Consider the following 20,022-nt stretch of genomic DNA (forward strand, 5'->3'; position numbering starts at 1 on the left):
GAACCAGAAACGTTAGCGAGCGATGATTATCCTTTGTCTGGATCGAAGCCTATACTTCGATCCGGCCATCCGACCTTTGAATCCAGACAATATGTGCAAGAAGTACATCAACCTTCCCGATTTCGCTGCGCTGCCGGCCCCGGTGTACTTCCGCTACTCCGAGTTCGAGGCCGACACCCACGCCAGTGCCCACCAGCACGCCTGGGGCTCCCTGGATTACTCGGCCCGTGGCGTGATGCGCTTTGAAGTGGCCGGCAGCCGCTTCATGTCGCCGCCGCAATACGCAGTGTGGATTCCGCCGAACACCCAGCATAGTTCCTACAACGCCCAGGCGATTGTCTACCGCTCGGTGTATCTGGCGCCGGAACTCTGCGAACAACTGCCCAACGTGCCGAGCACCCTGACCATCAGTGACATCCTCAAGGCGATCCTCAGTGATTTCGCCGAGCGCGACGTGAACATCCCTCAGAACGATGCCGACGTGCGCCTGGCCCAGGTTTTGGTGGACCAACTCAAGCAGGCGCCGGTGCATGATTGTTTCCTGCCTTACGCCAGCAACCCCGGCCTGCTCAGCGTGCTGGAAGGGATGCAGGCTGCGCCTGGCGACAACCGGCCGTTGGCGCAGTGGGCGGTCCAGGTGCATGTCAGTGAGCGCACCCTGGCCCGGCAATTTGTTCGCGAACTGGGCATGGGTTTCGGCGAGTGGCGCCAGCGCCTGCGCTTCCTGGTGGCCATCGAAGCGCTGGACAGCACCCGTAGCGTCCAGGAAGTGGCTTTTGACTTGGGCTACAGCACCGCGTCGGCCTTTATCGCCATGTTTCAGCGCCAGGCCGGCTGCACGCCGGAGCACTATCGACGGACGAATATACGTAGCAGGTGAAGGTGTAACAGGCTTTGTCTACACTGCAGGGGAGGCCGTGCTCCTCGGCACGGTAACAGGGAGAAAACTCCATGAAGATGTTGCGTATTCCGTTGTTGATGATGGGCCTGCTGATCTGTTCCCAGGGTTTTGCTGCAACTGCCCAGCAAAACAAAATGACCACCTGCAACGCCGAAGCCACCACCAAGACGCTCAAGGGTGATGAGCGCAAAGCCTACATGAGCACCTGCCTCAAGGCCGCTCCGGCTGCCAACGATGCCAAGACATTGACTCCCCAGCAGCAGAAGATGAAAGATTGCAATGCCACTGCCAAGATCAAAGCCCTGGCAGGTGATGCGCGCAAGACCTTTATGAGCACCTGCCTGAAGAAATAATAGCCTCGTGCCATAGAAGGCTGCGACACTCGCACACAGCCCTCTGTAGGCGCGAGCTTGCTCGCGATGAACGTAAGATCAGTGCGTTTATTCAGAATGAGCGCGTTATCGTTAACGCCCATCGCGAGCAAGCTCGCTCCTACAGCATCCTTTAACGCCGTTCGTTTTGAGGCTGTATGCCAACGTTTTCTCAGCGTCATGTGTTGTTACTGGCCAGCTACATCATCATTTTCGGCGGGTTATTGCTGGTACTGCCGTTGAAGCTGCTGCCCAGCCTCTTGGCTGGCCTGCTGGTCTTTGAACTGGTCAATATGCTCACCCCGCAGTTGCAGCGGTTGATCGAAGGTCGGCGCGCGCGCTGGCTGGCGGTGGCATTGCTGGGCACCTTGATCGTCAGCGTGCTGGCGCTGGTTTTTGCCGGCGCCATCAGTTTCCTGCTGCACGAAGCGGAAAATCCCGGGGCGTCCCTGGATAAATTCATGGGCGTGGTAGACCAGGCGCGTGGGCAACTGCCGCCGTTCCTCGATGCCTACCTGCCCGCCAGCGCCGCTGAATTTCGCATCGCCATCGGCGAATGGGTCAGTAAGCACCTGAGCGATTTGCAACTGGTGGGCAAGGACGCGGCGCACATGTTTGTGACGCTGCTGATCGGCATGGTCCTGGGGGCGATCATGGCCTTGCAGCGCGTGCCGGATCTGACCAAGCGCAAACCCCTGGCGGCGGCCTTGTTCGATCGCCTGCATCTGCTGGTCCAGGCCTTTCGCAACATCGTCTTCGCCCAGATCAAGATCGCCGCGCTCAACACGGTATTCACCGCCGTGTTCCTGGCCGTGGTCCTGCCGCTGTGCGGGATTCACCTGCCGCTGACCAAAACCTTGATCGTGCTGACCTTCCTGCTGGGCTTGCTGCCAGTGATTGGCAACCTGATGTCCAACACCCTGATCACCATCGTCGCGCTGTCGCTGTCGATTTGGGTCGCCGTGGCGGCGCTGGGTTACCTGATTGTGATCCACAAGGTGGAATACTTTCTTAACGCACGCATCGTCGGCGGGCAGATCAGTGCCAAGTCCTGGGAGTTGCTGTTGGCGATGTTGGTGTTCGAAGCAGCCTTCGGCCTGCCGGGGGTGGTGGCGGGGCCGATTTACTATGCGTACTTGAAGAGTGAGTTGAAGCTTGGGGGGATGGTTTAGGAGCAGCGGCAAGCTGTAGGAGCGAGCTTGCTCGCGAAAAACTCGAGAGCGCCGCGGTTAACCAGCAAGCCCGCGTTAGCGTTCACCACCTTCGCGAGCAAGCTCGCTCCTACAGCGTAAAGCTGCTCCTAGTCAGTACCCGTAGCGCTTGCTCGCCTCAATCGCGAGACCACTGCCAATACTGCCAAAGATATTACCTTCCACATGCCGCGCGTTCGGCAGCATCGCCGACACACTGTGGCGCAGCGCCGGAATGCCGCTGGAACCGCCGGTAAAGAACACCGTGTCCACTTGGGCCACATCCACCGAGGCATCGTCCAGCAATTGGGTGACGCTGTTGCGGATGCGTTCGAGCAGGTTATCGATGGCCGACTCGAACAACGCTCGGCTCAACTCAACGCTCAGGCCCGGCTCGACCCGGTCGAGCAGCACATGGCGGCTCTCGTCGCGGGTCAGTTGGATCTTGGTTTCTTCCACTTCCATCGCCAGCCAGTGCCCTGCACGTTGCTCGATCAGCTTGAACAGGCGGTCGATGCCGCCGGTATCCTCGATGTCGTAGCGCATGCTGCCCAAGGCCAACTGGGTCTTTTGCGAGTACACCGAGTTGATGGTGTGCCAGGTCGCCAGGTTCATGTGATGGCTGGTGGGCATATAGGCGCCGCTTTTCATGCGGCTGCCGTAGCCGAACAGCGGCATCATGCCCTGCAGGCTCAGTTGCTTGTCGAAGTCGGTCCCGCCGATGTGCACGCCGCCGGTGGCGAGAATATCGTCGTGGCGGTTGTCCAGGTCGCGCCGCTCAGGCGACAGGCGCACCAGGGAGAAGTCAGAAGTACCGCCGCCGATATCGACAATCAGGACAAGCTCTTCTTTTTCGATGGTCGACTCATAGTCAAACGCAGCGGCAATCGGCTCGTACTGGAAGGAGACTTCCTTGAAACCGATCTTGCGGGCGACGTCCACCAGGGTGTCTTCGGCTTCCTTGTCGGCCATCGGGTCGTCGTCAACAAAAAACACCGGGCGGCCCAGCACCACTTCTTCGAACTCACGCCCGGCGGTGGTTTCGGCGCGCTGCTTCAACTGGCCGATAAACAGCGCCAACAGGTCCTTGAACGGCATGGCCGTACCCAAAATGCTGGTGTCGTGTTTGATCAGCTTGGAACCCAGCAGGCTCTTGAGCGAGCGCATCAGGCGGCCTTCGTAACCTTCTAGGTACTCGTGCAGCGCAAGGCGGCCGTAGACAGGGCGGCGCTCTTCGAAGTTGAAGAACACCACCGAAGGCAGGGTGATTTTGTCGTCCTCCAGCGCGATAAGCGTTTCCATGCCGGGGCGGATCCAGCCGACAGTGGAGTTGGACGTGCCAAAGTCGATGCCACAGGCACGGGCTGGGGATAGGTTTTTCATGTCTTTCGGGTTCCGGTTGAAAAACGGCCGCGCAGTGTATGCCACCCACGTTCAGATGCGTAGGCCGACTATCCGCTAAATACAACGGACTTGTTACCTTGAAAGGTCAGCGTTTGCCCCCAAATCCCCTCCATACGGTTGGTGGCTGACGCATTTATCAAGATTGTTCGTCACGCCGCCGATAAACTTCTGACGCACCCCTCGGTCACAAGATTGAGATCGGTCAATCCAAACGCCGCAAACAGGCGCATGCTGTGCCGCTGGCAGTGCGATATCGATAACGGATGGTGATGCCCCCGATGGACTTCAAAGACTATTACAAGATTCTCGGCGTAGAGCCGACAGCGGACGACAAGGCGATTAAGGCGGCCTATCGCAAGCTGGCACGTAAATATCATCCCGACGTCAGTAAGGAAAAGGATGCCGAAGCCAAGTTCAAGGACGCGTCCGAAGCCTATGAAGCGCTGAAAAGCGCCGACAAACGCGCCGAATACGACGATTTGCGCAAATACGGTCAGCATGGCCAGCCGTTCCAGGGCCCTCCAGGCTGGCAGAGCCGTGGCGGCTATGGCGGCAATCAGGACGCCGGCGATTTTTCGGATTTCTTCAGCTCGATCTTTGGCTCGCGTGGCAATGGCTTTGGTGGTGCCCAGGGCCATAGTGCCGGGCGTCGAGGACAAGATGTGGAAATGGAATTGCCGATCTTCCTGGAAGAGACCCTGTCCAACGAGTCCAAGCCGATCAACTTCCAGGTGCCGCAGTACAACGCGGCAGGCCAGCACGTCAGCAACACCACCAAAAGCCTGAACGTGAAGATCCCGGCCGGTGTGGCCGACGGCGAACGCATCCGCCTCAAGGGCCAGGGCGCGCCGGGCATTGGCGGCGGTGCCAATGGCGATCTGTACTTGATCATCAAGTTTGCGCCTCATCCGAAATTCGATGTGGAAGGTGAAAACCTGATCATCACCCTGCCGCTGGCTCCGTGGGAGTTGGTACTGGGCACGGAAGTCGCGGTACCGACCCTCACCGGCAAGATCAACCTGAAAGTGCCGGCCGGCAGCCAGAACGGCCAGCGCATGCGCGCCAAGGGCCACGGCTTGCTGAACAAGGCCGGGCAGCGCGGTTATCTGTTTGTGCAACTCAAGGCGGTCATGCCCAAAAGCGCCGACGACGAGGTCAAGGCGTTGTGGCAGGAGCTGGCGAACAAGGCCGCTTTCGATCCGAGAGAATCATGGAGTAGCTAACGATGAGCAGTCCCCACGTGGTTCAAGTGAACATGACCGAGTTTTGTGAGGCCACCGATTTGTCGGTGGCCTACGTGATCGAGATCGTCGAACACGGCATCCTTGAACCGGAGGGGGCGAGTCCCGAGTCCTGGCGTTTTACCGATTACGAGTTGGCTGTGGCCAAGCGGGCATCGGCGCTGCGCAAGGACCTGGAGCTGGAATGGGAAGGCGTCGCCCTGGCGCTGGACCTGCTCGAAGAGGTCCAGCTACTGCGGTCCGAGAACCAGATGCTCAAGCAGCGGTTGGGGCGGTTGGTGCAAAACCCCTGACGCGGCTCACGCCTGCCGATGACCGGTCAGAACAGAAAATACCGCTGGGCCATTGGCAACACATCCGCCGGTTCACACCACAGCAGTACCCCGTCGGCCTTGACCTGATAAGTCTGCGGGTCGACCTCGATGTTCGGCAGGTAGTCGTTGTGGATCAGGTCGGTTTTCTGCACGCCCCGGCAGCCTTTGACCACCGCGATCTGCTTCTTCAATCCCAGTGCTTGTGGCAAGCCGTCCGCCAGTGCCGCCTGGCTGATAAAGGTCAGGCTGGTAGCGTGCAGCGAGCTGCCAAAGCTGGCGAACATCGGCCGGTAGTGAACCGGTTGCGGCGTGGGGATCGAGGCGTTGGCGTCGCCCATGAGGCTTGTGGCAATCGCTCCGCCCTTGAGAATCAGGGTTGGCTTGACGCCAAAGAACGCCGGGCGCCACAGCACAAGATCGGCCCACTTGCCCACTTCGATGGAGCCCACTTCATGGCTGATACCGTGGGTGATCGCCGGGTTGATGGTGTACTTGGCGATGTAGCGCTTGGCGCGGAAGTTGTCGTTGCCCTCTCCGTCACCCGGCAGCGGGCCGCGCTGCTTTTTCATCTTGTCGGCGGTCTGCCAGGTGCGGGTGATGACTTCGCCGACGCGGCCCATGGCCTGGCTGTCGGAGCTGATCATCGAGAACGCGCCGAGGTCGTGGAGGATGTCTTCGGCGGCGATGGTTTCGCGGCGGATGCGGCTTTCGGCGAAGGCCACGTCTTCGGCAATGCTCGGGTCCAGGTGATGGCAGACCATCAACATGTCCAGGTGTTCGTCGATGGTGTTGCGGGTGAACGGCCGAGTCGGGTTGGTAGAGCTGGGCAGCACGTTGGGCAAGCCACAGGCCTTGATAATGTCCGGCGCATGTCCGCCCCCGGCGCCTTCGGTGTGGTAGGTGTGGATGGTGCGGCCCTTGAAGGCGGCGAGGGTGGTTTCGACGAAGCCGGATTCGTTGAGGGTGTCGCTGTGGATCGCCACTTGCACGTCGTACTGGTCAGCGACCGTCAGGCAGTTGTCGATACTTGCCGGCGTCGTGCCCCAGTCTTCGTGCAGCTTCAAGCCAATGGCGCCGGCCTTGACCTGTTCGATCAATGGCTGCGGCAGGCTGGCGTTGCCCTTGCCGGTAAAACCGATGTTCATCGGGAACGAATCTGATGCCTGGAGCATCCGCGCCAGGTGCCACGGGCCCGAGGTGCAGGTGGTGGCATTGGTGCCGGTGGCTGGGCCGGTGCCGCCGCCGATCATCGTGGTGACGCCGCTGGTCAGCGCTTCCTCGATTTGCTGTGGGCAGATGAAGTGCACGTGGGTGTCGATACCGCCGGCGGTAAGGATCATGCCTTCGCCAGCAATCACCTCGGTGCTGGCGCCGACGCAGATGGTCACGCCGGGCTGGATATCCGGGTTGCCGGCCTTGCCGATGGCGGCGATGCGGCCGTTTTTAAGGCCAACGTCGGCCTTGACGATGCCCCAGTGGTCGATGATCAGCGCGTTGGTGATTAGGGTATCGACCACTTCCGCGGCCAGCAGTTGGCTTTGGCCCATGCCATCGCGGATCACTTTGCCGCCGCCGAATTTCACTTCCTCGCCGTAGGTGGTGAAGTCTTTTTCCACTTCGACCCACAGCTCGGTGTCGGCCAGGCGGACCTTGTCACCGACGGTGGGGCCGAACATGTCGGCATAAGCTTGGCGGGAGATTTTCATTGGAAATCCTTGCGCATAGATGAGGTTCTACACTGATTTATTCTGGCAAACCGGTTTGTGTGGCAGGCCCGCTAGGCAAAACAAATCTGTTCAATCCAGGTCGCCCATGATCCGCCCGGCAAAGCCATACACCCGGCGCAAGCCACTCAAGTCCACCAGCTCCACCTCGCGGCTCTGCCCCGGCTCAAACCGCACCGCCGTGCCCGCTGCTATGTTCAGGCGCATGCCACGGCTGGCCGCACGATCAAATGTCAGTGCGTCGTTGGTTTCGAAAAAGTGGTAATGCGAGCCAACCTGGATCGGCCGGTCGCCGCTGTTGGCCACACTCAGGCTGAGGGTGCGGCGGCCGACATTGAGTTCAATGTCGCCAGGCCGGATTCGGTATTCGCCAGGAATCATTCAGGTTGTCCCAGGGTCTTGAAGTAGATGGCGGTCGAGCTGTAGCGTCCGTCCGGGCTTTGGCAGTAGTTGGGCAGTTCCCCGATCTTGATATAGGCCTGAGACTGGTAGAACGCTTCAGCCGGTGAGCCGACTTCGGTGTCCAGGTACAGCAGGCCGCGCTTGTACTGGCGAGCGCTTCGCTCCAGCGCATTTATCAATTGTTGGCCCAGGCCACGGCGTTGTGCCTCGTTGAGTACCAGCAACTTTTGCACCTCGGCGCGGTTCAGTCCGTTGGCTTTCTGGCACAGCGCCAGTTGCACGCTGGCCAGTACCTGTTCATCGCGAACCACCGCCCACAGCAATAGGCTGCCGTCTTCGATGCCGGCCTGCACGCTATTGAAATAGCTGCGGGCCTGGGCTTCGTCGAGGTCGGCCATGAAGCCGACCGATGCGCCGTGCTGCACGGCGTCCAGCAACAGCTCAATCAAGCCCTGGCGGTAATGGGCAAAGCTTTCAGCATTGACGAGGCGCAGGTGGGCGGCGTTCATCGGTTGTTACTCCTTGTCTACGGCTGGCGGCTCCGCGCCGGGGTTAAGCGTCAGTTGCATAAAGGTCAGGTCCAGCCAGCGGCCGAACTTGGTGCCCACTTGCGGCATCTGCCCGGTGATGGTGAAGCCCTGGCGCTCATGCAGGCAGATCGACGCCTGGTTGCCGCTTTCGATGGCGGCGACCATTACGTGTTTGTCGCAGGTTTTCGCCCGCTCGATCAGGGCTTCCATCAGGCGTGGACCGAGGCCCTTGCCGCGCTGGTCGTTGCGCACGTACACCGAGTGCTCGACGGTGTGGCGAAATCCCTCGAAGGGCCGCCAATCGCCAAATGAAGCGTAGCCGAGCACCTGATTGTCTTCGACCGCCACCAGGATCGGGTAGAACTGCGCCTGGCGCGCACTGAACCAGGCCTGGCGATTGCTCAGGTCCACCAGTTGCTCGTTCCAGATCGCCATGGTGTTGAGCACGGCATCGTTGTAGATATCGCGGATTGCCGGGAGGTCGCCGTGTACTGCATCACGAATCAGCATAGACATGGCTGGGCCTCAGGCGATGGGCTGGTGGACGGTCACCAGTTTGGTGCCGTCGGGGAAGGTGGCTTCTACCTGGATATCCGGGATCATTTCCGGGATGCCTTCCATCACTTGCTCACGGCTGAGCAGGGTGGTGCCGAAATACATCAAGTCGGCCACGGTCCGGCCATCGCGGGCGCCTTCCAGCAGTGCTGCCGAGATATACGCCATGGCTTCCGGGTAGTTGAGCTTCACACCGCGCGCCAATCGCCGCTCGGCCACCAGGCCTGCGGTGAAGATCAGCAGTTTGTCTTTTTCCCGAGGGGTCAGGTCCATCGTTCGAAGTCCGCTTTTGGGCAATTTAAAGAATGCGTGTTGTTCATGTGTTCCAGATCCTCGGTTCCAACGCCTCACGCCCAAGCAACGCCGGGCGTAGCAAGCGCCACAATTCAATCAGCCAGCCCCGCGCCAGCAAGGCTTCGCTGGCCAGGCAGCGTGCCACCAGCAAGCCGGGCAATTGCGTCAGGTCGCCGCGCACCGCATGGGGCAGCGAGCGACACTGTTCCAATAAGTCACTGTCGATTTCACCGGTCACCAACAACGTGGCAAACACCGATTTCCCATCCAGGCCAATCGGCGAGTCGAGCAAACCGTCGCCGCCCACAATGCGCTGGCGTTCGTGCCAGAGCAACTGGCCGTCGCGGCGGATATCCAGGTGGGACTGGAAGTGCCCAAGGTCGAAGCGCTCGCCGCTGGCCGGTCGTCCCAGTGCCACCACGTCCCAGTAGAACAGCCGGGCGTCGCCTTGCAGGGCAATGCGCGTGGTGAGTTCGGCCTGGGCGGCGCTGAACACGATAGTTTCCTGGGGTAGCCATTCCAGGGTAGCGCCGGCTTCGACCGATAATTCCAGCTGTTGATAGGCCGGGCCGCCGGCGCGGTACCACTTGGCGGCCCCGGGGCTGGTCAGTTGCGCCCAGGCGCCTTCGCCGACATGGGCGTTGATGTCCAGCCTATCACCCCCGGCAATTCCGCCCGGCGGGTGGACGATAATGTGCTGGCACACCTCGAGGCCTTCGGCGTACAGGTGCTTTTGTACCCGCAGAGGGCCCTTGTGGCGGCGCAGGACCGGGCGCGTGGTGTCGCCAAAGCGCGCGTAGGCCAGTGTAAGCTCGGCATGCCAGTTGGGGGTGAACAGGGCGGGGGATACAGGCAGGTTCATGGTCAGTGCTTATTGTCAGGACGCTACAGATTAGATGGTAACCAGGCCGCGTACACCGTCGGCTTCCATATTTTCTCCACGGCCCTGCAGGACGATTTCACCCCGTGACATCACCAGGTACTGATCAGCCAGTTCGGCGGCAAAATCGTAGAACTGCTCCACCAGCAGGATCGCCATGTCGCCACGGGCAGCGAGCTTTTTGATCACCACGCCGATTTCCTTGATCACCGACGGCTGGATGCCTTCGGTGGGCTCATCCAGAATCAACAGGCGCGGACGACTGGCCAGCGCTCGGCCAATCGCCAGTTGCTGTTGCTGGCCGCCAGACAAGTCGCCGCCCCGGCGTTGTTTCATTTGCAGCAGCACCGGGAACAATTCGTAGATAAAAGCCGGGACTTCCTTGGCTTCGGTGCCAGGGAAGCGGGACAGGCCCATCAACAGGTTTTCTTCCACGGTCAGTCGCCCGAAAATCTCCCGGCCCTGGGGTACGTAGGCGATCCCCGCGTGCACCCGCTGGTGCGGCTTGAAGCCGGTGATGGTCTGGCCTTCCCAGTTCACTGCGCCCTCTTTTGCCGGCAGCAGGCCCATCAGGCATTTGAGCAACGTGGTCTTGCCCACGCCGTTGCGGCCCAGTAGGCAGGTGACTTCGCCGACGTTCACGTCAAACGAAAGGCCCCGCAGGATATGGCTACCGCCGTAGTATTGGTGCAACTTGTCGACGTGCAGCATGTTCAAAATCTCCTCAATTTCAGAGCCTATTGTGGCGAGCGGGCTTGCCCGCGTTGGGCTGCGTAGCAGCCTCAATAGAGTCACCGCATACCGTCAGTTAGAACGCGGCGTTTGGTTTTTGGGCCGCTTCGCAGCCCAACGCGGGCAAGCCCGCTCGCCACAAACAGCGCCTGTTAGCGACCGAGATACACCTCGATCACCCGCTCATTTTCCTGCACCTGTGCAAGCGACCCTTCGGCCAACACGCTGCCCTGGTGCAACACCGTCACATGGTCGGCAATCGAGCCGACAAAGCCCATGTCGTGTTCCACCACCATCAACGAATGCTTGCCCGCCAGGCGCTTGAACAGTTCGGCGGTGAATTCGGTTTCGGCGTCGGTCATGCCCGCCACCGGTTCGTCCAGCAGCAACAGTTGCGGGTCTTGCATCAGCAACATGCCGATTTCCAGGAACTGCTTCTGACCGTGGGACAGCAAGCCGGCCGGGCGATGGGCCGAGGCGGTGAGGCGAATGGTGTCCAGCACTTCGTCGATGCGATCCCTCTGTTCACCACTCAGGCGCGCCCGCAGGCTGGCCCATACCGACTTGTCGGTCTTCTGCGCCAGCTCCAGGTTTTCGAACACGCTCAGGGCTTCGAACACCGTAGGCTTTTGGAACTTGCGACCGATCCCGGCCTGAGCGATCTGCACTTCGCTCAGCGATGTCAGGTCCAGGGTTTCACCGAACCAGGCCTTGCCGTGGCTGGGTCGGGTCTTGCCGGTGATCACGTCCATTAGCGTGGTCTTGCCCGCGCCATTGGGGCCGATAATGCAGCGCAGTTCACCGACGCCGATATACAGGTTCAGGTCGTTGAGGGCCTTGAAACCGTCGAAGCTGACGCTGATATCTTCCAGGGTCAGGATGGTGCCGTGGCGGGTATTGAGGCCCTTGCCCGCCGCCTGGCCGAGGCCAATGGCGTCGCGGCTGGTGCCTTGGTCCTTGTTGGGTTCCAGGATCGGTTCGAGCATGAACTCAGCCGTTGCAGTGACTCTCATTATTCGCCCCTCTTCTTCAGCAGACCGATTACACCCTTGGGCAAGTACAGGGTAACGATGATGAACAGGGCTCCAAGGAAGAACAGCCAGTACTCGGGGAAGGCCACGGTAAACCAGCTCTTCATGCCGTTGACCACCCCTGCGCCCAGCAGCGGACCGATCAACGTGCCGCGACCGCCCAGGGCCACCCACACGGCAGCTTCAATAGAATTGGTCGGTGACATTTCGCTGGGGTTGATGATCCCTACTTGAGGCACATACAACGCACCCGCCAGGCCACACAGCACCGCACTCAAGACCCAGACAAACAACTTGAACCCGCGCGGGTCGTAGCCACAGAACATCAGACGGTTCTCGGCATCGCGCAGCGCCGTCAGCACCCGGCCGAACTTGCTTTGCGCCAGGCGCCAGCCGATGTACAGGCTCGCTACCAGCAACAGCACGGTGGCGAAAAACAGCACTGCTCGCGTTCCCGGTTCGGTGATGCCAAAGCCGAGAATGCTGCGAAAATTGGTAAAGCCGTTATTGCCGCCAAAGCCCGTTTCGTTGCGAAAGAACAGCAGCATCCCGGCGAAGGTCAACGCCTGGGTCATGATCGAGAAATACACGCCCTTGATCCGCGAGCGGAAGGCGAAGAACCCGAACACCAGCGCCAACAACCCCGGCGCCAACACCACCAGGCACATCGCCCAGAGGAAGTGATTGGTACCGACCCAATACCACGGCAACTCAGTCCATGACAGGAAGGTCATGAATGCCGGTAGTTCATCACCAGAGGCCTGGCGCATCAGGTACATGCCCATGGCGTAACCACCGAGGGCAAAGAACAAGCCGTGGCCCAGGGACAACATCCCGGCGTAACCCCAGACCAGATCCAGGGCCAGCGCGACGATGGCGTAGCAGAGGATCTTGCCCACCAGCGTCAGGGTATAAGCCGAGACGTGCAGCGGGTTTTCCGGCGACAGCAGGGAGCACAGCGGCAGGGCCAGCAGCAGGGTCAGGATCACCACACCGACGGCAATCGTCACCTTGGGACCGGCCTTTTGCGTGGCCGTCAGTATTAATGGCTGGTTCATCAGTCGATCACCCGTCCTTTCAGTGCGAAGAGTCCTTGCGGGCGTTTCTGGATAAACAGAATGATCAGCGCGAGGATCAGGATCTTGCCGAGCACGGCGCCGATCTGCGGCTCAAGAATCTTGTTGGTGATCCCCAAACCGAAAGCGGCCATGACGCTGCCGGCCAACTGGCCGACGCCGCCGAGCACCACCACCAGGAACGAGTCGATGATGTAGCTCTGGCCCAGGTCCGGGCCGACGTTGCCAATTTGACTCAAGGCCACGCCACCCAAGCCTGCGATGCCGGAACCGAGGCCAAAGGCGAGCATGTCGACGCGCCCGGTGGGTACGCCGCAGCAGGCGGCCATGTTGCGGTTCTGGGTCACTGCTCGCACATTGAGGCCCAGGCGGGTCTTGTTCAGCAGCAGCCAGGTCAGCACCACCACAAATAGGGCGAAGGCGATGATGACGATGCGGTTGTACGGCAGCACCAGATTGGGCAGCACTTGAATTCCGCCCGACAACCAGGCTGGGTTGGCCACTTCGACGTTTTGCGCACCGAACACCAGGCGCACCAGTTGGATCAGCATCAGGCTGATGCCCCAGGTGGCGAGCAGTGTTTCCAAGGGCCGGCCGTAGAGGTGACGAATCACTGTGCGCTCCAGGGCCATGCCTATGGCGGCGGTGACAAAAAACGCCACCGGCAGCGCGATCAGCGGATAGAACTCGATGGCCTGGGGCACGTAGCGCTGCATCAGCAACTGCACCACATAGGTGGAGTAAGCGCCGAGCATCAGCATCTCGCCGTGGGCCATGTTGATCACCCCGAGCAAGCCGAAGGTGATCGCCAAACCGAGGGCCGCCAGCAGCAGGATCGAACCCAGGGACATGCCACTGAAGGCCTGGCCGAGGATTTCGCCCACCAGCAGTTTGCGCTTGACCTGGGCCAGACTGGTTTCGGCGGCGGTGTGCACGGCGGCGTCGGTTTCCACGCCTGGGGCCAGCAGGCTTTCCAGGCGGGTGCGGGCCAGCGGATCGCCGGTGTTGCCGAGTAGGCGCACGGCGGCCAGGCGTACGGCCGGGTCGGTGTCCACCAGTTGCAGGTTGGCCAGGGCCAGGCTCAGGGCGGCGTGGACGTCGTCGTTGGTCTCAGCGGCGAGTTGCTGGTCGAGCAATTTCAGCTGCGCAGGTTGGGCGCTTTTTTGTAGGGTTTGCGCTGCGGCCTGGCGAATCCTGGGATCGGCGGCGAGCAGTTGCTGGCTGGCTTGCACGTTGTCGATCAGGCCGCGCAGGCGGTTGTTCAGGCGTACGTTTTTGGTTTCGCCGTTGACCGTGAGTTGGCCTTGTTGCAGCGCGTTGACCAACTCGATGCGGGCCAGATCGGGCTGGGCGGCCCAGTCTTGCAGCAGCGTGGCTTGTTGGGTCGGGTTGGCTGCCAGGAAATCGTCGGCATCGCCTGCGTGTGCGGCCAATGGCAGCACAAACAGGACGGCCAGGATGAAGCGGTAAAGGGCAGTAGGCATATCAGTGGGCCTTGCGCGGACAATGTGGGAGCCGGGCTGTTGTGGTGAGGGAGCAAGCTCCCTCACCACAGGTTATTGGCCAGTCTCCGTGGCTCAGTTGCTCTTCACGGCATAGTCAGGCTTCTTGTCATTGCCCTGAATGTACGGGCTCCAGGGTTGGGCACGGGCCGGCTCGTTGGTTTGCCACACCACAGAGAACTGCCCGTCAGCCTGGATCTCGCCGATCATCACCGGCTTGTGCAGGTGGTGGTTGGTCTTGTCCATGGTCAGGATGAAACCCGATGGCGCGGCGAAGGTCTGGCCGGCGAGGGCTTCGCGGACCTTGTCGACGTCGGTGGATTTGGCTTTTTCAGCAGCCTGGGCCCACATATGGATACCGACGTAGGTGGCTTCCATTGGGTCGTTGGTCACGGCTTTGTCCGCGCCCGGAAGGTTGTGAGCTTTGGCGTAGGCTTTCCAGTCAGCCACGAATTTCTTGTTTACCGGGTTTTCCACCGACTGGAAGTAGTTCCACGCCGCGAGGTTGCCCACCAACGGCTTGGTGTCGATGCCGCGCAGCTCTTCTTCGCCCACGGAGAAGGCCACCACTGGAACGTCGGTGGCTTTCAGGCCCTGGTTGGCCAATTCTTTATAGAACGGAACGTTGGAGTCGCCATTCACGGTGGAGATCACCGCAGTCTTGCCGCCGGCGGAGAACTTCTTGATGTTGGCGACGATGGTCTGGTAATCGGCATGACCGAACGGGGTATAGACCTCTTCGATGTCCTTGTCGGCCACGCCTTTGGAATGCAGGAACGAACGCAGGATTTTATTGGTGGTGCGTGGGTACACATAGTCAGTGCCCAGCAGGAAGAAGCGCTTGGCGCTGCCACCTTCTTCGCTCATCAGGTATTCCACCGCCGGGATCGCCTGCTGGTTAGGCGCGGCACCGGTGTAGAACACGTTGGGCGACATTTCTTCGCCTTCGTATTGCACTGGGTAGAACAGCAGGCCGTTGAGCTCTTCGAACACCGGCAGTACCGATTTGCGCGACACCGAAGTCCAGCAACCAAACACCACCGCGACCTTGTCCTGGGTCAGCAACTGCCGGCCTTTCTCGGCGAACAGCGGCCAGTTCGATGCCGGGTCCACCACCACCGCTTCCAGCATCTTGCCGTTCACGCCACCCTTGGCGTTGATCTCGTCGATGGTCATCAACGCCATGTCCTTGAGGGACGTTTCGGAGATGGCCATGGTCCCGGACAGCGAGTGCAGGATACCGATCTTGATGGTCTCGGCGGCCTGGACAGTCCAGGTCATGCCCATGGCGGCGATGGATGCCGACAGAGTGAAAGCCTTGATCAAGCTGCGACGCTTCATTGTGCAATCTCCATGACTCAACGTTGTTATGTGGGGGCAGATACGGGCATTGAGTGGGTAGTTGCAAGGGGTGTGCCTAGTCGGCACAAGGCAGGAAATAGTCGGTTTTGCACCGTGGTGGCCGGCAGCGGCGCACCATGAGCAGGCAGGGGAGGAGTGTTGGTGCGCAAGCGTGCGCTACAACGGGGCGGTAGCTGCCGGGTGTCAGCGCTTGCGCATCAACCCTATGAAAAACAGCCCGCCGATGGCCGCGGTGGCCACGCCAATGGGCAAGTCCTCCGGGGCAATCATTGTGCGTGCCGAGACATCGACCCACACCAGGAAGATGCTGCCCAGAAGTACGCACACCGGCAGCAAGCGCCGATGCTCGGCGCCTACAAGACGCCGGGCAATGTGCGGCACCATTAGCCCGACAAAACCGATGGAACCGCTGATGGACACCAGCACGCCGGTCATCAGCGAGGCGATCAGGAACACCTTGAGCCGCACATTGCGTGCGTTCAAGCCCAGGGTCACGGCAGTCTGTTCGCCGGCCATCAGGGCATTCAGCGGGCGAGCCATCCCCAGCAGCAACACCAGCCCCAACAGCACGGTGGCGCAGGGAACCGTCAGCAACTCCCAGCGCGCCAGCCCCAGACCGCCGAGCATCCAGAACATCACCGCCGACGCCGCGCGGTGATCGCCCATGAACAGCAGCAGGTTGGCCACCGCCATCATCACGAACGACACCGCAACGCCGCACAGCAGCAAGCGATCACTTTCCAGGCGACCGTTGCGGCTGGCCACTGCCAGCACCACGATCATGCTTAGCAGCGCACCGATAAAGGCGGCGATGGGCAGGGTCAGCAGGCCGACGATTTCACCGACATGCAGCACCACGATCACCGCGCCGAGGGTGGCGCCGGAGGTCACGCCCAGCAGGTGCGGGTCGGCCAGGGGGTTGCGCGTTACCGCCTGCAACACCGCGCCGATCAACGCCAGGCCGGCGCCCACCAGCGCACCGAGCAACATGCGCGGCACCCGGATCAGCCAGACGATATGTTCCTGGCCGACGCTCCAGTTCATCTCACCGATACCGAAGGCCTTGTGCAGCAAAATCCGCCACACCACGTCCACCGGCACCCGCGCTGAGCCGAACCCCAGCGAGACCACGCAGGAGACCAGCAACAACGCACCAAGGGCACTGAGCAACAAGGCGTAGCGACGGTTGATCATTCGCCGTGGAATCCCTTGGCCAGGGTTTCAACCGCCAGCACGTTGTCGATCCCCGGCGTGGCTTGCACGTAAGGGATGACGATGAAGCGCTGGTTCTTGATGGCGTCCACCGATTGCAGCGCCGGGTTGTTCAGCAGGAATTGCTCTTTCTGCTCGGCGGTGATTTCGCTGTAGTCGACGATCACGATGACCTGCGGGTTGCGCTCCACCACGGTTTCCCAGTTGATGCGGGTCCAGCTGGCTTCGACGTCATCGAGGATATTGCGCCCACCGGCCGCATCGATCAGTGCTTGCGGCATGCCCAGGCGCCCGGAGGTCATGGCGCGGTCTTCACCGCTGTCGTAAAGGAAGACGCGAGGTTTGTCAGCGGGCAGGCTTTTTTGCACCTCGGCGACTTGCTCCTGCATCTGTGCGATTAGCGTGTTGGCGCGGTCTTGCACGTCGAAAATCTTGCCCAGGTTGCGCAGGTCGTTGTAGGTGTCTTCAAGAGTGGCCGCCGGGCGCTTCATGACAAATGCGCAGGATTCGGTCAGCTCATAGACGTTGATGCCCAGGGGTTGCAGGGTTTGCGGGGTGAGGTCACCGCCCACGCGCATACCGTAGTCCCAGCCAGCGAAGAAGAAATCGACGTTGGCGTTGAGCAGGGTTTCCACTGACGGGTACTTGCTCGCCAGCTCCGGCAGGCCGTCGAGGATCTGTGCCATTTGTGGGGTTACCGACTTCCAGCCAGTGACGCCGCTGTAGCCGGCCATATGCGGCTTGAGGCCCAAGGCGAGCATCATCTGGGTCATGTTGATGTCGTGGCTGACCGCTTGTTTGGGCGCTTGCTTGAAGGTCACTTCGCGGTTGCAGCTCTGGATTTTCAGCGGGTAATGGGTCGCTTCGGCGAAGGCCTGGGAAGCGCTGAACAACAAAGCGATGGACAGCAGGGAGCGCAGGATCATGGTTGGGTTATCCAGGTGATTCGGGGGTAGCCGGACAGGGGATGAGTGTCGATCAGCGCCTCGACGCCGAATACCTCGCGCAACAGCTCGACGGTCAGCACTTCGTGAGGCGTGCCGCTGGCGACGATGCGCCCGTGGTTGATCACATACAGGCGATCACAAAATGCGGCGGCCAGGTTCAGGTCGTGAATGCTGGCCAGGGTACCGATCTTCAGGCGTTTGACCAGCTTTAAAAGCTCAAGCTGGTAGCGCGGGTCGAGGTGGTTGGTCGGTTCGTCGAGGATCAGCAGTTGCGGTTGTTGGGCCAGGGCACGGGCGAGAATAACCCGTTGCTTTTCACCGCCGGAGAGGGTGGCGAAAGCGTGGTCTTCAAAGCCCAGCAGGCCGACGGATTCGAGGGCCTGTTGAATCAGCTTTTGGTCTTCTATGGTGTCGCTGTCGAACAATCCCTTGTGGGGCGTGCGGCCCATGGCAACCACCTCGTCCACCCGTAAACCGAAGGCATCGGGAAACTCCTGAAGCACCACGGCGATGCGCTGGGCGCACCAGCGAGAGGTTTGTTTCCAGACGTTCTGGTGGTCGAGCAGTACCTCGCCGCTTTCTGGTTTGCTGAACCGATAGGCGCAGCGCAACAAGCTGGTCTTGCCGCTGCCATTGGGGCCGATCAACCCGACAAACTCCCCGGCACCCACCTGCAAACTGGCGTCACGCAATTGGAACTGGTGATGACAGTGGCCGTGACCCAATGGGGTCCAGGCGAGTTGGGTGAGGTTGAGTGAGGTCATTGGTTTCCTATCGGTTGTACACATTCAAGACAGATTTTTTTGGCGAGCGGAGATCACGCAGCAAGTGTTATAAGTTAACACTTGTTGCGTAGGGGGCGAAAGCCTGCGTAAGACTACACAGTGCTTCTATGTAGGGCGTCTCGACTGCTTCATGGCGAAGGTGAAGCAGATTCACTCTGGCGCAAAAAAGCGCGCCAGCACCAGGCGATCCAATACCCAGACCACGATCAGAGACGCCCCCACCAGGGGAAAGATAATCGCCAGGCCCAGCATGATCACCATGGCGGTTTTCCACTTCGGCAGGTCATGGCGCAACGGCGGAACCCCGAGGCCGCCCTGTGGCCGGCGCTTCCACCAGATCACTACGCCGCTGACCGCACTCAGCAGAATCATCAGGCAGACCAGCAGCACCAGAATCTGATTGACCACGCCGAACATCTTGCCTTCGTGGAGCATCACTGCGGTTTCAGTGGCCCGAGCTACGGTGTTGTAGTGTTCCCAGCGCACATCGGCCAGGACCTTGCCGGTGTATTGGTCGACATGCAGGGTGGCGTCGTTGCGCGGGTCGTTGGAGAACACCGCGATGGTGAATACGCCCTCGGCGGTGGTGGGGAAGGTGATGCTGTAGCCCGGTTCAACCTTGCGGGCGGTGGCCAGGTCCACGAGCTGTTGCAGACGCAGGCTTGGCGCTGCCGGGCCGGTGCTCATGCCAGCGTGGTTCATGTGTTCGGCATGATCGCCGGACATCGGCATCGGCGTGTTTTCCATGGCCCAGGGCACGGTCTGTTGTGTGGCGGTATTGAGGATGCGCGCTTGTTGGTCGGACTGCGGCACGTTGTTCCACATCGCCGCCGGGAAGCGGTTCCACAGGTCGGCGTATTGCTTGCCCCAGAAGCCGGTCCAGGTCATGCCGCTAAGGATCATCACCAGCAAAAACGCTGCGCCCCAGAAACCGGTGACTGCATGCAAGTCGCGCCAGAACAGCCGTCCGCGACTGCCCAAACGTGGCCACAAGATCCCGGCCGGCGATTTGCCGTGCGGCCACCACAGGTACAGGCCCGAGACCACCAGCATCACGCCCCAACCGGCCGCCAGCTCTACCAGGCGGTCGCCCACGGTGCCGATCATCAGCTCGCCGTGAAGCGCGCGGGCGATGGCTTGCAGGTTGCTTTTCGCGTCCTGCTCGCCCAGCACTGTCCCGCGATAAGGGTCGACGAATACCGTCACCTCGTGACCTTCGTTGAGCACGACAAATTGCGCGCTGCTGGTGGCGTCTACCGGCGGCAGATATTTGCTGATGGTGCCCTGGGGATAGGCCGCCTTGGCTCGTTGCAGTTGTTCATCGGCGCTCAGTACATACTCGGCGCTTTGCACCTTGAGCAAGTCGCCATACATCAGTGGGTCGAGCTGGGGTTTGAACAGGTAGATGATGCCGGTTACAGCCAGCAGCACCATGAAGGGGGCGACAAACAGCCCGGCGTAGAAATGCCAGCGCCAGGCCAGGTTGTAGAAGGAAATCTTTGGAGGGTTCATCAGGGGTTGCTCCGCAAGGCTTGTTATTTATCTGGCCGATCAAATTATTTGTTGTGG

The 20,022-nt window shown here is 60.8% G+C and carries 21 protein-coding genes; 5 read left to right on the forward strand and 16 right to left on the reverse strand.

Features of this window, described 5'->3' with window-relative positions:
- Positions 1–91 precede the first annotated feature (91 nt).
- The 3 genes from FQ182_RS06025 to FQ182_RS06040 all read left to right on the forward strand — a co-directional run bounded on the left by FQ182_RS06025 (position 92) and on the right by FQ182_RS06040 (position 2,444).
- Entirely contained in the window at positions 92–880 is a 789-nt protein-coding gene (locus FQ182_RS06025; RefSeq protein ID WP_149411118.1) for a helix-turn-helix transcriptional regulator, read from the forward strand.
- Positions 881–951: 71 nt separating this feature from the next.
- Positions 952–1,254: a PsiF family protein gene (locus tag FQ182_RS06030; RefSeq protein ID WP_149411117.1), complete on the forward strand. Its 303-nt coding sequence runs from the start codon at positions 952–954 to the stop codon at positions 1,252–1,254.
- 176 nt (positions 1,255–1,430) lie between these two features.
- Positions 1,431–2,444, forward strand: a complete 1,014-nt coding sequence (locus tag FQ182_RS06040; RefSeq protein WP_133101471.1) for an AI-2E family transporter — start codon at positions 1,431–1,433, stop codon at positions 2,442–2,444.
- A gap of 132 nt (positions 2,445–2,576) precedes the next feature.
- Here FQ182_RS06040 and FQ182_RS06045 read toward each other — a convergent pair whose 3' ends face one another.
- Positions 2,577–3,845 (reverse strand): Hsp70 family protein, encoded by a 1,269-nt coding sequence (locus FQ182_RS06045; RefSeq protein WP_149411115.1) that lies wholly within the window; start codon positions 3,843–3,845, stop codon positions 2,577–2,579.
- Between the two features lie 299 nt (positions 3,846–4,144).
- Between FQ182_RS06045 and FQ182_RS06050 the strand changes: the two genes are divergently transcribed.
- Both FQ182_RS06050 and FQ182_RS06055 read left to right on the forward strand, forming a co-directional pair.
- Entirely contained in the window at positions 4,145–5,089 is a 945-nt protein-coding gene (locus FQ182_RS06050; RefSeq protein ID WP_149411114.1) for a DnaJ C-terminal domain-containing protein, read from the forward strand.
- Positions 5,090–5,091: 2 nt separating this feature from the next.
- Complete coding sequence (locus tag FQ182_RS06055) at positions 5,092–5,400, forward strand: chaperone modulator CbpM (RefSeq protein ID WP_149411113.1); 309 nt, start codon at positions 5,092–5,094, stop codon at positions 5,398–5,400.
- Between the two features lie 26 nt (positions 5,401–5,426).
- On the opposite strand, the gene ureC is transcribed toward FQ182_RS06055, so the two are convergent.
- From ureC to FQ182_RS06130, 15 genes are all read right to left on the reverse strand, one after another.
- On the reverse strand, positions 5,427–7,127 hold the full coding sequence (ureC, locus tag FQ182_RS06060; RefSeq protein ID WP_149411112.1) for an urease subunit alpha: 1,701 nt from the start codon (positions 7,125–7,127) through the stop codon (positions 5,427–5,429).
- A 90-nt stretch (positions 7,128–7,217) separates the two neighbouring features.
- Entirely contained in the window at positions 7,218–7,526 is a 309-nt protein-coding gene (locus FQ182_RS06065) for an urease subunit beta (RefSeq protein ID WP_149411111.1), read from the reverse strand.
- Complete coding sequence (locus FQ182_RS06070; RefSeq protein ID WP_149411110.1) at positions 7,523–8,056, reverse strand: N-acetyltransferase; 534 nt, start codon at positions 8,054–8,056, stop codon at positions 7,523–7,525. Before FQ182_RS06070 ends, FQ182_RS06065 begins: the two co-directional genes overlap by 4 nt.
- Positions 8,057–8,062: 6 nt before the next feature.
- Positions 8,063–8,593 carry a GNAT family N-acetyltransferase gene (locus FQ182_RS06075; protein ID WP_149411109.1) on the reverse strand — a complete coding sequence of 177 codons (531 nt, stop codon included), beginning with the start codon at positions 8,591–8,593 and terminating at the stop codon, positions 8,063–8,065.
- 9 nt (positions 8,594–8,602) lie between these two features.
- The gene (locus tag FQ182_RS06080) at positions 8,603–8,905 is read right to left on the reverse strand and encodes an urease subunit gamma (RefSeq protein ID WP_133101479.1); all 303 of its coding nucleotides are present in this window, start codon (positions 8,903–8,905) and stop codon (positions 8,603–8,605) included.
- Positions 8,906–8,948: 43 nt separating this feature from the next.
- The gene (locus tag FQ182_RS06085) at positions 8,949–9,788 is read right to left on the reverse strand and encodes an urease accessory protein UreD (protein WP_149411108.1); all 840 of its coding nucleotides are present in this window, start codon (positions 9,786–9,788) and stop codon (positions 8,949–8,951) included.
- Between the two features lie 30 nt (positions 9,789–9,818).
- The gene (urtE, locus tag FQ182_RS06090) at positions 9,819–10,517 is read right to left on the reverse strand and encodes an urea ABC transporter ATP-binding subunit UrtE (RefSeq protein ID WP_149411107.1); all 699 of its coding nucleotides are present in this window, start codon (positions 10,515–10,517) and stop codon (positions 9,819–9,821) included.
- Between the two features lie 173 nt (positions 10,518–10,690).
- Complete coding sequence (gene urtD / locus FQ182_RS06095) at positions 10,691–11,551, reverse strand: urea ABC transporter ATP-binding protein UrtD (protein WP_149411106.1); 861 nt, start codon at positions 11,549–11,551, stop codon at positions 10,691–10,693.
- Entirely contained in the window at positions 11,551–12,627 is a 1,077-nt protein-coding gene (gene urtC / locus FQ182_RS06100; RefSeq protein ID WP_149411105.1) for an urea ABC transporter permease subunit UrtC, read from the reverse strand. The genes urtD and urtC overlap by 1 nt, the downstream gene beginning before the upstream one ends.
- Positions 12,627–14,129, reverse strand: coding sequence for an urea ABC transporter permease subunit UrtB (gene urtB, locus FQ182_RS06105; protein ID WP_149411104.1), 1,503 nt, complete (start codon positions 14,127–14,129; stop codon positions 12,627–12,629). The genes urtC and urtB overlap by 1 nt, the downstream gene beginning before the upstream one ends.
- Before the next feature lie 93 nt (positions 14,130–14,222).
- Positions 14,223–15,488 (reverse strand): urea ABC transporter substrate-binding protein, encoded by a 1,266-nt coding sequence (urtA, locus tag FQ182_RS06110; protein WP_149411103.1) that lies wholly within the window; start codon positions 15,486–15,488, stop codon positions 14,223–14,225.
- Positions 15,489–15,692: 204 nt separating this feature from the next.
- Entirely contained in the window at positions 15,693–16,703 is a 1,011-nt protein-coding gene (locus tag FQ182_RS06115; RefSeq protein ID WP_149411102.1) for an iron ABC transporter permease, read from the reverse strand.
- Positions 16,700–17,647 carry an ABC transporter substrate-binding protein gene (locus FQ182_RS06120; protein WP_149411101.1) on the reverse strand — a complete coding sequence of 316 codons (948 nt, stop codon included), beginning with the start codon at positions 17,645–17,647 and terminating at the stop codon, positions 16,700–16,702. The genes FQ182_RS06115 and FQ182_RS06120 overlap by 4 nt, the downstream gene beginning before the upstream one ends.
- Positions 17,644–18,432, reverse strand: coding sequence for an ABC transporter ATP-binding protein (locus FQ182_RS06125; RefSeq protein ID WP_149411100.1), 789 nt, complete (start codon positions 18,430–18,432; stop codon positions 17,644–17,646). The genes FQ182_RS06120 and FQ182_RS06125 overlap by 4 nt, the downstream gene beginning before the upstream one ends.
- Before the next feature lie 171 nt (positions 18,433–18,603).
- Entirely contained in the window at positions 18,604–19,965 is a 1,362-nt protein-coding gene (locus FQ182_RS06130) for a PepSY domain-containing protein (RefSeq protein WP_149411099.1), read from the reverse strand.
- Positions 19,966–20,022: the final 57 nt, after the last annotated feature.

The sequence above is a fragment of the Pseudomonas sp. ANT_H4 genome (assembly GCF_008369295.1).
Taxonomy (GTDB): Bacteria; Pseudomonadota; Gammaproteobacteria; order Pseudomonadales; family Pseudomonadaceae; genus Aquipseudomonas.

What these genes read in the sequence shown, in the direction of transcription:
- FQ182_RS06025 (WP_149411118.1), top strand. Translation starts at nt 92, where the DNA reads ATGTGCAAGAAGTACATCAACCTTCCCGATTTCGCTGCGCTGCCGGCC.
- FQ182_RS06030 (WP_149411117.1), top strand. Translation starts at nt 952, where the DNA reads ATGAAGATGTTGCGTATTCCGTTGTTGATGATGGGCCTGCTGATCTGT.
- FQ182_RS06040 (WP_133101471.1), top strand. Translation starts at nt 1,431, where the DNA reads ATGCCAACGTTTTCTCAGCGTCATGTGTTGTTACTGGCCAGCTACATC.
- FQ182_RS06045 (WP_149411115.1), bottom strand. Translation starts at nt 3,845, where the DNA reads ATGAAAAACCTATCCCCAGCCCGTGCCTGTGGCATCGACTTTGGCACG.
- FQ182_RS06050 (WP_149411114.1), top strand. Translation starts at nt 4,145, where the DNA reads ATGGACTTCAAAGACTATTACAAGATTCTCGGCGTAGAGCCGACAGCG.
- FQ182_RS06055 (WP_149411113.1), top strand. Translation starts at nt 5,092, where the DNA reads ATGAGCAGTCCCCACGTGGTTCAAGTGAACATGACCGAGTTTTGTGAG.
- ureC (WP_149411112.1), bottom strand. Translation starts at nt 7,127, where the DNA reads ATGAAAATCTCCCGCCAAGCTTATGCCGACATGTTCGGCCCCACCGTC.
- FQ182_RS06065 (WP_149411111.1), bottom strand. Translation starts at nt 7,526, where the DNA reads ATGATTCCTGGCGAATACCGAATCCGGCCTGGCGACATTGAACTCAAT.
- FQ182_RS06070 (WP_149411110.1), bottom strand. Translation starts at nt 8,056, where the DNA reads ATGAACGCCGCCCACCTGCGCCTCGTCAATGCTGAAAGCTTTGCCCAT.
- FQ182_RS06075 (WP_149411109.1), bottom strand. Translation starts at nt 8,593, where the DNA reads ATGTCTATGCTGATTCGTGATGCAGTACACGGCGACCTCCCGGCAATC.
- FQ182_RS06080 (WP_133101479.1), bottom strand. Translation starts at nt 8,905, where the DNA reads ATGGACCTGACCCCTCGGGAAAAAGACAAACTGCTGATCTTCACCGCA.
- FQ182_RS06085 (WP_149411108.1), bottom strand. Translation starts at nt 9,788, where the DNA reads ATGAACCTGCCTGTATCCCCCGCCCTGTTCACCCCCAACTGGCATGCC.
- urtE (WP_149411107.1), bottom strand. Translation starts at nt 10,517, where the DNA reads ATGCTGCACGTCGACAAGTTGCACCAATACTACGGCGGTAGCCATATC.
- urtD (WP_149411106.1), bottom strand. Translation starts at nt 11,551, where the DNA reads ATGAGAGTCACTGCAACGGCTGAGTTCATGCTCGAACCGATCCTGGAA.
- urtC (WP_149411105.1), bottom strand. Translation starts at nt 12,627, where the DNA reads ATGAACCAGCCATTAATACTGACGGCCACGCAAAAGGCCGGTCCCAAG.
- urtB (WP_149411104.1), bottom strand. Translation starts at nt 14,129, where the DNA reads ATGCCTACTGCCCTTTACCGCTTCATCCTGGCCGTCCTGTTTGTGCTG.
- urtA (WP_149411103.1), bottom strand. Translation starts at nt 15,488, where the DNA reads ATGAAGCGTCGCAGCTTGATCAAGGCTTTCACTCTGTCGGCATCCATC.
- FQ182_RS06115 (WP_149411102.1), bottom strand. Translation starts at nt 16,703, where the DNA reads ATGATCAACCGTCGCTACGCCTTGTTGCTCAGTGCCCTTGGTGCGTTG.
- FQ182_RS06120 (WP_149411101.1), bottom strand. Translation starts at nt 17,647, where the DNA reads ATGATCCTGCGCTCCCTGCTGTCCATCGCTTTGTTGTTCAGCGCTTCC.
- FQ182_RS06125 (WP_149411100.1), bottom strand. Translation starts at nt 18,432, where the DNA reads ATGACCTCACTCAACCTCACCCAACTCGCCTGGACCCCATTGGGTCAC.
- FQ182_RS06130 (WP_149411099.1), bottom strand. Translation starts at nt 19,965, where the DNA reads ATGAACCCTCCAAAGATTTCCTTCTACAACCTGGCCTGGCGCTGGCAT.